Source organism: Nocardioides sp. NPDC004968 (assembly GCF_040608935.1).
Lineage (GTDB): Bacteria > Actinomycetota > Actinomycetes > Propionibacteriales > Nocardioidaceae > Nocardioides.
In genome coordinates, this window is the sequence record NZ_JBEXJF010000066.1 from 1 (window position 1) to 9,519 (window position 9,519).

A 9,519-nucleotide genomic window follows, 5' to 3' on the forward strand; every position below is an offset into this window, starting at 1 on the left:
TGGACTGGCGTTGCACGGCGAAACGGGCGAGGTAGCGCCGGCCCGGCTCGATTGTGCTCAGGACTCCCACGTCATTTCACGCGACGCGGCTTGGTGGAACGTCAGGCCCTTGTCTGTTGTGGTCAGTTGTCGAGCGTCAGGACGGCGGTCGCGTGCGGCCTCAGATGCAGCGTTCCTCCGGCGAACCTTTCGTTCGCGCTGCCAGCGGTGGTGGTGTGGATCTGTTCCAGTACTCCGGCGCCGACGCTGGTGAGATCGAGGTGCACTGGCTCGTCCCATTTGCTGATCATGAGTAGCTTGCGGCTGCCGTCGTGAGTGCGCATGGCCTGCACGTGCACGCGCGCGTCGGGGAAGCCGGGGTAGCCGGCGGAAGTCTCCAGTAGGCGGTCGCCTGGACCGAAGTGGTCGAGCAGCAGCTTGGTGACGTCGTAGCGCGCGTTGGGCTCGCCGCTCTCCCAGTCGATGAGGGAGGTGCCTGGGATCATTCCTGGGTAGTCCATGAACTCCGCGACGCCAAGCAGGTCGATCCCGAGGGGCAGGACCCGCGCCCAGAGATAGGCGTGCACGGAGCCACTGAGCGCCCAGTAGTGTGCTGGGATCTTCGGGGCGGCGTTCATGACGTCGGCGGGGTAGGTGCCGATCTCGTTGAGGAAGGTCTTGGCATCGGGTGCCAGACGGTTCGCGATCGAGCGGATGTACGCGACGTGCTCGACGAAGGCATCCGCCTGCGCGAAGAAGGTGCTGCGCCACGTGCTGTGGTCCGCGTTGCCCTCGGCGCCGAACGGATTGACGATCTCGGGCGAGGCGTAGAAGTGGTACGAGAACGCGTCGACGCTGATGTCGGGTGCGTGGTTCGCGGGGTTCAGGAAGTGCCAGAAGTACTCCGGGTCGTGGTGCACGTGACTGAGGGACAGACCGACGAACCTCATGTCGGGGTCGAGCGTGCGCAAGCGTTGCACGACGGCGTCATACAGGCGGGTGTAGACCTCGGGGGGCATGCGGCGGTTGAGGTCGGGTTCGCACAGAACCTCCCAGTACGCGAACCGGTAGTGATGCCCAGATTCGTGCCGTACGCCGAGTTCGTCGGTGAAGCCGCCGGCCATGTACCAACTGGCGATGCGGAAGAAGTAGTCGGCGACTTCGGCGAGCGTGTCGTCGCGGAAGTCCGTGCCCTGCTCATAGTCCCAGTGGATCGTGTCAACGTCGCGTGAGACCTCGACGTGGTCGGCGTTCGTGAACATCCAGTGCGGGATGGTCGCGAAGTTGGCCACGACCGGCCGGCCTTCGGCAGCAGCCATGAAGTCCTCGACAAAGGGGTCGAGCTGCGCGAAGTCCCATGATGTCGTCGCCTTGGTCGGCGCCTCGAGAGCAGGCACCGACAGCACGGGGTGTGAGAACCAGGGCAGGAAGCGGGCGTAGTCGGCCTTGAGGTCACGCAGTGCCGCGAAGGCCCGGTCGTGGATAGGTGACTCGCGGCGTAGCGGTGGCGCGGCCCACAAGTGGGTGGTCAGCACGGTGTTCGACGTCGCGATGATCTCGTCCCAGGCGATGTCCACCGGGACGGCTGGGGCGTGTGTCGGGGGAGCGAGTAGGGACTGGTCCTGGGCCATGAGTGGCTCCTTCGATCGGCGTTCCTCGATATGTACGTTTGTATAATACATACGTACAAGACGTGCGTACATATCGACTGTTAGGCTTGGGGGTGTGGGACAGCGCGAAGACCTCCTGGCTGGTGCGAAGCAGTGTCTGGCCGAGCGCGGATACGCGCACACCACCGCCCGCGACATCGTCGCGGTGACCGGAGCGAATCTCGCGTCGATCGGCTACCACTTCGGGTCGAAGGATGCCCTGCTCAATGCGGCGATCCTCGAGACCTTCGAGGAATGGGGTGACACGATCGCCGGCGCGGTGTCGGCTGAGCCCGCAGAGACACCTGGCCGACGCCTCGAGCTGTTCCTCGACCGACTCCTTGCCGCGGCACCGCGGCATCGTGCAGTGCTCGTCGCCAGTGTTCAGGCCTACGCACAGGCGGAGTTCGCGCCCGACATACGCGACCAGCTGCTGCGCATCTACGCCCAGAGCCGCCGCGACCTCGCCGCGCTGGTGCTCGACACGGCGCCGGATGCGGTGTCGGCGCGCGAAGCCGCCTCGGTGGGCTCCCTCGCGCTCGCCCTCATCAACGGCGTGATGCTGCAGTGGATGCTGGAGCCGACGACGGCCCCGACGGCCGCGGAGCTAGCAGAAGCCCTCGACAGACTCCGCTAGCCCCACGGCCGAATCCTGAGGTCACGGGTGGCCCTTCGACAGGCTCAGGACTCCCACGTCACCTCAGGCGACGCGGCCGACCCGTGCGATCGCCTCCTGGCTTCGCTTGTAGGGCTTTCGTCCGGGAGTTCTGGGCTCGGTGCGGGGCTTTCCGCTCTCCAGGAGCACGCCGCCCCAGACTCCCCACTCCCGCCGGGCGGTCCCGAGCTCGAGGCAGGTCTGCCGCATCGGGCAGTCGGCGCAGACCTGCTGCGCCTCGGCGAGCTGGGTGAGGTCCTCGGGGTGAAAGAGCTCCGGGTCCTCGCCCACGCAGGCCCACTCGTCGGTCCGGGGAGTCGGGTGCTTCAGCGTCAGCTCGTACGTCTTGGTGCTGAAGCCCTCTCCGAAAAGGGTGATGATCTCCATCTCGTTCACCTCCTGGTGATGCTGCTGGACATGAGAAAGGGCCGCTTCCGATTCGATCGGAGCGGCCCTGGTGGATGCGGTGAGCACCTACGTCGGTTGCGGCTCCGAGCGCGCAAACTCCACGTCCTGGACCGGTCGGCCCAGGTGGTTGCAGATCGTGGTCTCGCGCATGACATCAATGGTATTCACCCCGCCCCAGCCGGGACCACTGGTTTGTCGCGGGAAACGTGCCGGTGACGACGGCTTAACCGGCGGCGTACGCGGCCTCGTTAGCGTCCGGGATCCACCGTCCCCGACGCTTAGGAGACCCGATGAAGGTCTTGAAGTCCCCAGCCGTCCTGATCCTGGTCGGCGCGGTCGCCGGCATCGTCTTCGGCCTGGTGGTGGGGGAGTGGGCGGCGAACCTCAAGTTCGTCGGTGACATCTTCATCCGGCTGATCCAGATGTCGATCGTCCCGCTGGTCGCCTCGTCGGTGATCGTGGCGACGGGCGCGATGACCGGGGCGGGAGCCGGGAGGCTGGCCGGGGCGACCTTCGGCTGGATGCTGGGGTTCGCGGTGGTCGCGGCCTTCGTCGGCTGGGGGCTCGCCGAGCTGTTCCAGCCGGGCTCGGGGATGCGCTACGACGGCGAGCTGGACGCGACTCTGACCGACTCGGCCGCGGCGACCGCGGTCGGCTGGCAGCAGACCGTGACCGGCTTCGTCTCCACCAACGTGGTCGAGGCGATGGCCACCGGCGCGATGGTGCCGATCATCTTCTTCGCCCTGATCTTCGGGCTCGCGCTCAACCGCTACACCGCGATGAACGGCCCGACCGTCGTGCTCACCTTCTTCGAGCAGATCCAGGCGATCGTCCTGCTGATGATCAGGTACGTCATGTTCCTGGCGCCCATCGGCGTCTTCTGCCTCCTCGCCGACCTCGCCGGCCGCGTCGGCTTCGGGGTGGTCACCACCGCGCTCGCCTACCTGGGCACGACCCTGGCCGGCGTGGTGATCATCTCGGCCCTCTACGTCGTCGTGGTCGTCGCCGTCACCCGGCTCAACCCGCTGCGCCTGCCCGCGAAGCTCGCCGAGCAGACCGTCGTGGCCGTCACCACGACGTCGTCGGCGGTCACCTTCCCGACGGTGCTGAAGAACGCGGTCGAGAAGTTCGGGATCTCGAAGCGGGTCGCTGACTTCACGCTCTGCCTGGGGATGACGATGGGGTCGTGCGGCGCGGTGCTCAACTACACGATCGTGGTGCTCTTCCTCGCCCAGGCCTCCGGCGTCTCGCTCTCCCCGGGTGACATCGCGCTCGGGATGGCGCTCGCGGTGCTGCTCAACATCGGCACGATCACGGTGCCTGGCGGGTTCCCGGTCGTCGCGATCTTCCTGGCCACGTCCCTGGACCTGCCCATCGAGGCCGCCGGGCTGCTCATCGCGGTGGACTGGTTCACCGGGATCCTGCGTACGTTCCTCAATGTGAACGGAGACACCATGGTCGCTCTGCTGGTGGCGCACGGCGCGGATGAGATCGACCGGGACGTGTACGCCGGGACGAAGCCGGTGGTGGAGCCTGTCGCGGAGGCGGCGGCCTGACACGATGGGGCCATGGACGTAGCCGCCCGCACCGCAGCCAACCGCCGCCTGATCGCCGACTTCTTCGACGGCCTCGACGAGTCCCAGCTGGAGACGCAGAGCCTCTGCTCGGCCTGGACGGTGAGGGAGGTGCTGGGGCACAGCGCGATGCCGTTCTCGGTCGGGATCGGGCGGCTGCTGTGGCGTACGTTGTTGGCCCGAGGCTCCATCGACCGGGCCTCGGCCGCGATCGCCGAGGAGCAGGCGCGACGGCCGGTCGCCGAGCTGACCGGGTTGCTGAGGACGTACGCCACCAAGCGGGTGCCGGCGCCGGGCGTCGGTCCGATGGGGCAGTTCACCGACCACTGCATCCACCTGCGGGACTGCGCCCGGCCGCTCGGTCTCGACACCGACGTACCGCTCGAGGACTGGCGCGCGGTGCTCGACTGGCTGCCGACCAAGCAGGCCTCGCTCGGGGTGGTCCCGGCCGGGCGGCTCGACGGGCTGGCGTTGTGCGCGACCGACCAGGACTGGTCCTGGGGCGCGGCCGACGGCACGGGCGAAGAGGTCGCCGGTCCCAGCGAGGCCCTGGGCATGGCGCTCTCGGGCCGGGCGGTCGCGCTGGCGGACCTCGACGGACCAGGGGTGGCGACGTTGCGGGAGCGGATCGGCCCAGCCCGGTAGACCCAGCCCGGTAGACCCAGCCCGGTAGACCCAGCCGGGTAGGCTCCGCGGACGTGGAGGCTCCTGGTCGGATCTGGTTCGGGTACATCGCCGCGGTGGGACTCGCGGTGATCGGCCTGTTCACCCTGGATCCCCTGGCGTTCGGATTGGCCGTCGCCGTGCTGGTCGCGACGGTGCTGGGGGAGTGGTACCGCGGTCGCCAGGCCGCCCTCGCCGCTGCCGCGGGGGCCGGCGACCTTGCGGACCTGGTCTCCCGGTGGGCCCGCGGCTGGGCCTACGCGCGGGGCTTCCCGCGTCCCGCGGCGATGCCAGGAGGCGTACGCGTGGAGGTGGGGCAGCCCGGGCGCCGGGTCGAGTGGGTGGCGACCGACGACGCGGACACGCTCGCCGGGCTCGTCGACACTGCCCGGGCCACGCCGGAGGCGTGGTTGTCGGTGGTGACCGAGTCGCCCGCGGGCGTACATCCCTGGTTCGTCGAGGCCGGGCTGGTCGCCGACGATGGCGAGGAGGCGCTGATGACGATCGACCTCGCCGACCACGCGTCCCGGGCTGTCCCGGAGGGTTACCGCGCCGAGGTGGGGCGTGACGGCGGCGTCTTCACCGTGACAATCAGCGCGGGCGAGGCTGTCGCGGCGGGCGGGACTATCGCCGTCATCGGCGTCGACGCCGTCGCCGACCGGATCCAGACCGAGCCCGACCACCGACGCCGCGGTCTCGGCGGCGCGGTGATGAGCCTGCTCGTCGCGGCCGCCCGGGAGGCCGGTGCCGTCCATGGCCTTCTGGTCGCCAGCGAGATGGGCGAGCCCCTCTACTCCGGCCTCGGCTGGCGTGCCCAGGCACGCCTGGTGACCGCGCGATCAGCCACGCCGCGTACCTCCGTCGAGTCCCGGCACGGCTAGCGCCAACTGTGGTTGAGTGTCGCCTATGAGCGACGACGCCACGATCCCTGAGCCTGAGGCCCCCGTGTCCGACTCCCAGCAGGAGGCTGACATCGCCGCGTTCTGGGACGACGTGAAGCACCACGCCCACCTCAGCGCCGCGCCCGGCTACTTCGGGGCATCGCCGCTGGAGGCGCTGCAGCCGCCGGCCTGGGCCTTCGGTGGTACGCCGGAGGAGGCCGACGGTCTGCTCGAGCTCGTTCTCGAAGGGGTGAAGACCGCGACGGCCACTGCGCAGTGGGACTTCGAGAACGGAGACGAGCCGCTCCCAACCGTGGGTGGCATGAGCATCATCCTCGACGGGTCCGGTCACCCGCGGGCCCTGATCGCCACCACCCAGGTCGACATCGCCCCGTTCCGGGACGTCCCTGAGGAGTTCGCGCGGCTGGAGGGCGAGGGCGACCTGTCGCTCGAGTACTGGCGCGAGGTTCACGAGCGCTTCTTCACCGAGTTCGCCGGTCCCGACCACGAGTTCAGCGAGGACATGCCGGTCGTGATGGAGCAGTTCGAGCTCGTCTGGCCGAAGCCCGACTGAGCCTGCGTGGGCGAGCAGCGGGCCCGGCTCGAGGCGGGCGAGTGGTACCTCGACGATGCCGAGCTCCAAAGTCTCCGTCGCGACTGCTGGCGGCGGCTGGACCGCTTCAACGCCGCCGGGGCGGACGATGACGACGTACGCCACAAGGTGCTGCACGAGCTGCTCGGCGAGGTCGGCTCGGGCGTCGAGGTCGTGCCTCGCTTCCAGTGCTCCTACGGCTACAACATCAGCTTGGGCGATCGGGCGTTCGTCAACGCCAACGCCTTCTTCACGGACGACGCGCCGATCCGGGTCGGGGCCGATGTCAGGATCGGGCCCGGCGCGCAGCTGGTGACCGCACTGCACCCCATCGACGACCCCGACCAGCGGCGTGAGGGTTGGGAGCAGGCGCTGCCGATCGAGATCGGCTCGAACGCCTGGCTAGGCACGGGCGTCACCGTCGGTGCGGGCGTGAGGATCGGTGCCGACTCCGTGATCGGTGCCGGAAGTGTCGTACTGAGTGATGTGCCCGATCGGGTCGTCGCGGCGGGAACACCGGCGAGAGTGATCCGAGAAGTCGGATGATGGGCACATGACACCGACCGAGCTGACCGAGCGTGTCCGGGAGATCTGCCTCGGGTTCCCGGAGAGCACCGAGCGGGTCAGTCATGGCGCGCCCGGGTTCTTCGTGAAGAAGCAGTTCGTGATGCTGTGGCCGCAGGGACATCACGGGCGCGACGAGCCGCATCTGTGGGCGGCCGCTGCGGCGGGGGTGCAGGGCGAGGTCGTCGGTGACGATCCCGAGCGGTTCTTCGTACCTCCGTACGTCGGTGGCCGCGGCTGGCTCGGCATGCGGCTCGACGGCGACGTCGACTGGGACGAGGTCGCCGAGATCTGCGAGGACGCCTATCGCCACATCGCGCCGCCTCGACTGCAGCGTGGCCTGGACCGGTAGCGTACGGACATGCCCAACGTCGCCGTCCCGGTCGCTCGGATCCAGCGCTGGCTCGACAACTTCGCAGGGCGCCACGGCGACACCCGGCTCGCGGTCGACTCCGGTGCGCTGACCGGTGCCGCGGCCGACGGGTCCTCGTTCATCGCGGCGCTGCCGTTCGAGAAGACGTACGCCGGGCCGGCCGATGTCGAGGCGTTCATCGCCGCCTCGGCGGCCCCGCAGGACTGGGGCCTGCTGCTGGTGCGCAAGGGCGGCTTCGCGATCGCCCGGATGAGCGGCGGCGAGATCGCTGACCACAAGATCGGGCGGCGGCACGTCCAGGGGAAGACCAAGGCGGGCGGCTGGAGCCAGCAGCGCTTCGCCCGGCGCCGGGCCAACCAGGCGAGCGCTGCGTACGAGGCGGCGGCCGAGCACGCGGCCCGGATCCTGAACGGGCTCCGGGGCCCGCTGGTCACCGGCGGCGACCACGGCGGCGTCGACGACGTGCTCGGGGACCGGCGGCTGGCGTCGCTCGAGGTCACCGGACCTTGGCTGGCCGTGCAGGACCCCAACCGGGCGGTGCTCGATCAGGCGATCGAGGAGGCCCAGAAGGTGCGGATCGAGGTCCTCAACGCCGACAGCTGACGCGTCAGGGGAGCTGCCAGACTCCGGGCGAACCCTTGACCATCAGGCCGTCGGTCAGCAGCGTCTGACGGGCGCGTCGCGCCGCGTAGCGCCAGCGGAGCTCGCCTTCCGGGGTGGTCTCGAAGTCGCCCGGGAGGAGGCTGTCGCCCAGCTGGCTCTCGAGCTCGTCGAGGACTTCGTCGGCAGACATCGAGCCGCCGGCGGTCTCGAGGATCTCGAGGATGAGCGGCGCGAAGGCGGCCGGCGGGGTCCACTTGCGGGGAGCGGACTTGGTGACGACCTTCGGCGCGGCGGCCGTCGAGCTCGTCGTGGTCTTGCGCACCCGGGTTGTCGGCTTCTTCACTGGAGCCGGAGCGGGCGGGGCCGGGGGCCGCCCATGGATGCACTGTGACTTCGGCAGGTCGCACAGCTCGCAGTAGTCAGTCTCGGACATCGGCTCAACCATATCGGCCCCGGGATCAAACTCAGCATCCCGTCGTTGCCTCCCGGCGGTGAGTGCCGTTGCGACCTGCGAGGATGCGCTACTTTGGCAAGCATGTGGCAGCCCGACCCAGGGTGGCTCGTCCTTCCCGGCGGCACCGGACCCTCCACGCTGGGGGTCTGGCGCACAGCTGTGGGCGAGGAGCAGGAGCCGGTCGTGGTCAAGCGGCTCGGGCAGCCGGGGGCGTACGATCCGGCCGAGCTGAGCCGCCGGCGCCACTTCGCCTACTGGCGGCGGGCCGCGGACGTCGCCACCTCGGGGCTCGTCGACGACACCCCGGGCATGGTCGGCGCGCGTGCGAGCGTCGCCGAGGACGACGAGGGCATCACCCTGACCAGCGACTGGGTCGAGGACGCCGCCAACTCCGGACTCTTCGCCGCGCTCTCGATGGGCCGCTTCGCCGGCGCGGACCTGGGCGAGGCGCGCTGGCTGGCGCGCGACCAGTTCCGCGACCGGATCGCGCGGGTGGAGTACAACGGCGGCTGGCCGACGATGATGCGTACGACCGCCGCGGACATCGCCCACACGCTCTGGGAACGACGCGGGCGCTTCACCAACCTCCTCGACGACCTGCCCCAGGTCGCCCAGCACGGCGACCCGGCACCGCAGAACCTCCTCGGCCGAACCGACGACGGCGAGCGGCTGATCGCGATCGACTGGTCGAGCCTGGGCCGCGGCCCCGTCGGTGGTGACCTCGGGCTCTATCTGCTGCACGCCCGGGAGTCGTTCGATCCGCTGCTGGAGGCGTACCTCCTGGGGCTGCCCTCCGGCGTCGCGACCCGTGAGGAGGTGACGCTCGGCGCGCAGATCAGCGCCGTCTACACCGCGCTGAGCCGCGCCGAGTGGGCGCTGAGCCGGATCAAGCCGGGGGAGGGGCCGCTGCTCGCGAAGTTCCGCCATCCCGCCGTCGCGCCTCATCTGCGGACGCTGCAGAAGCAGGCGCCGTTGGTGGAGGCGCTGCTCGAGATGTGAGCAGCGCCGGTCCCAGACGTCACATCTGCAACACGGCTCAGGCAATGCCTGCACTTCTCAGGTGTTGCAATGCCCGAGAAGTGCACCAGGACGACGAACCCCACGCCGACCTGCGGATCGACTCG

General features: G+C 69.5%; 12 protein-coding genes. 9 read left to right on the forward strand and 3 right to left on the reverse strand.

The window, feature by feature from the left end; all coding sequences use genetic code 11:
- Window positions 1-122: 122 nt before the first annotated feature.
- The gene (locus tag ABZU72_RS28290) at window positions 123-1,610 is read right to left on the reverse strand and encodes a hypothetical protein (RefSeq protein ID WP_355022098.1); all 1,488 of its coding nucleotides are present in this window, start codon (window positions 1,608-1,610) and stop codon (window positions 123-125) included.
- Window positions 1,611-1,704: 94 nt separating this feature from the next.
- On the opposite strand from ABZU72_RS28290, the gene ABZU72_RS28295 reads away from it, so the two are divergent.
- On the forward strand, window positions 1,705-2,265 hold the full coding sequence (locus ABZU72_RS28295) for a TetR/AcrR family transcriptional regulator (RefSeq protein WP_355022099.1): 561 nt from the start codon (window positions 1,705-1,707) through the stop codon (window positions 2,263-2,265).
- A gap of 63 nt (window positions 2,266-2,328) precedes the next feature.
- On the opposite strand, the gene ABZU72_RS28300 is transcribed toward ABZU72_RS28295, so the two are convergent.
- Entirely contained in the window at window positions 2,329-2,670 is a 342-nt protein-coding gene (locus ABZU72_RS28300) for a WhiB family transcriptional regulator (RefSeq protein WP_355022100.1), read from the reverse strand.
- 311 nt (window positions 2,671-2,981) lie between these two features.
- Here ABZU72_RS28300 and ABZU72_RS28305 point away from each other — a divergent pair, with 311 nt between their 5' ends.
- The 7 genes from ABZU72_RS28305 to ABZU72_RS28335 are packed head-to-tail and all read left to right on the forward strand — an operon-like array spanning window position 2,982 to window position 7,941.
- Window positions 2,982-4,247 carry a dicarboxylate/amino acid:cation symporter gene (locus ABZU72_RS28305; protein WP_355022101.1) on the forward strand — a complete coding sequence of 422 codons (1,266 nt, stop codon included), beginning with the start codon at window positions 2,982-2,984 and terminating at the stop codon, window positions 4,245-4,247.
- A gap of 12 nt (window positions 4,248-4,259) precedes the next feature.
- Window positions 4,260-4,910 (forward strand): maleylpyruvate isomerase family mycothiol-dependent enzyme, encoded by a 651-nt coding sequence (locus ABZU72_RS28310; protein ID WP_355022102.1) that lies wholly within the window; start codon window positions 4,260-4,262, stop codon window positions 4,908-4,910.
- A gap of 53 nt (window positions 4,911-4,963) precedes the next feature.
- A complete protein-coding gene (locus ABZU72_RS28315; protein WP_355022103.1) occupies window positions 4,964-5,809 on the forward strand; it encodes a GNAT family N-acetyltransferase in 846 nt (281 codons plus the stop codon).
- Window positions 5,810-5,834: 25 nt separating this feature from the next.
- The gene (locus ABZU72_RS28320; protein WP_355022104.1) at window positions 5,835-6,383 is read left to right on the forward strand and encodes an ASCH domain-containing protein; all 549 of its coding nucleotides are present in this window, start codon (window positions 5,835-5,837) and stop codon (window positions 6,381-6,383) included.
- 6 nt (window positions 6,384-6,389) lie between these two features.
- On the forward strand, window positions 6,390-6,947 hold the full coding sequence (locus ABZU72_RS28325; RefSeq protein ID WP_355022105.1) for a sugar O-acetyltransferase: 558 nt from the start codon (window positions 6,390-6,392) through the stop codon (window positions 6,945-6,947).
- A 7-nt stretch (window positions 6,948-6,954) separates the two neighbouring features.
- Window positions 6,955-7,317: an MmcQ/YjbR family DNA-binding protein gene (locus ABZU72_RS28330; RefSeq protein ID WP_355022106.1), complete on the forward strand. Its 363-nt coding sequence runs from the start codon at window positions 6,955-6,957 to the stop codon at window positions 7,315-7,317.
- A gap of 9 nt (window positions 7,318-7,326) precedes the next feature.
- Window positions 7,327-7,941 carry an acVLRF1 family peptidyl-tRNA hydrolase gene (locus tag ABZU72_RS28335; RefSeq protein WP_355022107.1) on the forward strand — a complete coding sequence of 205 codons (615 nt, stop codon included), beginning with the start codon at window positions 7,327-7,329 and terminating at the stop codon, window positions 7,939-7,941.
- Between the two features lie 4 nt (window positions 7,942-7,945).
- Here the strand turns inward: ABZU72_RS28335 and ABZU72_RS28340 are convergent, their stop codons facing one another.
- Entirely contained in the window at window positions 7,946-8,374 is a 429-nt protein-coding gene (locus ABZU72_RS28340) for a hypothetical protein (RefSeq protein ID WP_355022108.1), read from the reverse strand.
- Window positions 8,375-8,476: 102 nt separating this feature from the next.
- Between ABZU72_RS28340 and ABZU72_RS28345 the strand changes: the two genes are divergently transcribed.
- Entirely contained in the window at window positions 8,477-9,394 is a 918-nt protein-coding gene (locus ABZU72_RS28345; RefSeq protein WP_355022109.1) for a phosphotransferase, read from the forward strand.
- The last annotated feature ends 125 nt before the right edge of the window (window positions 9,395-9,519 follow it).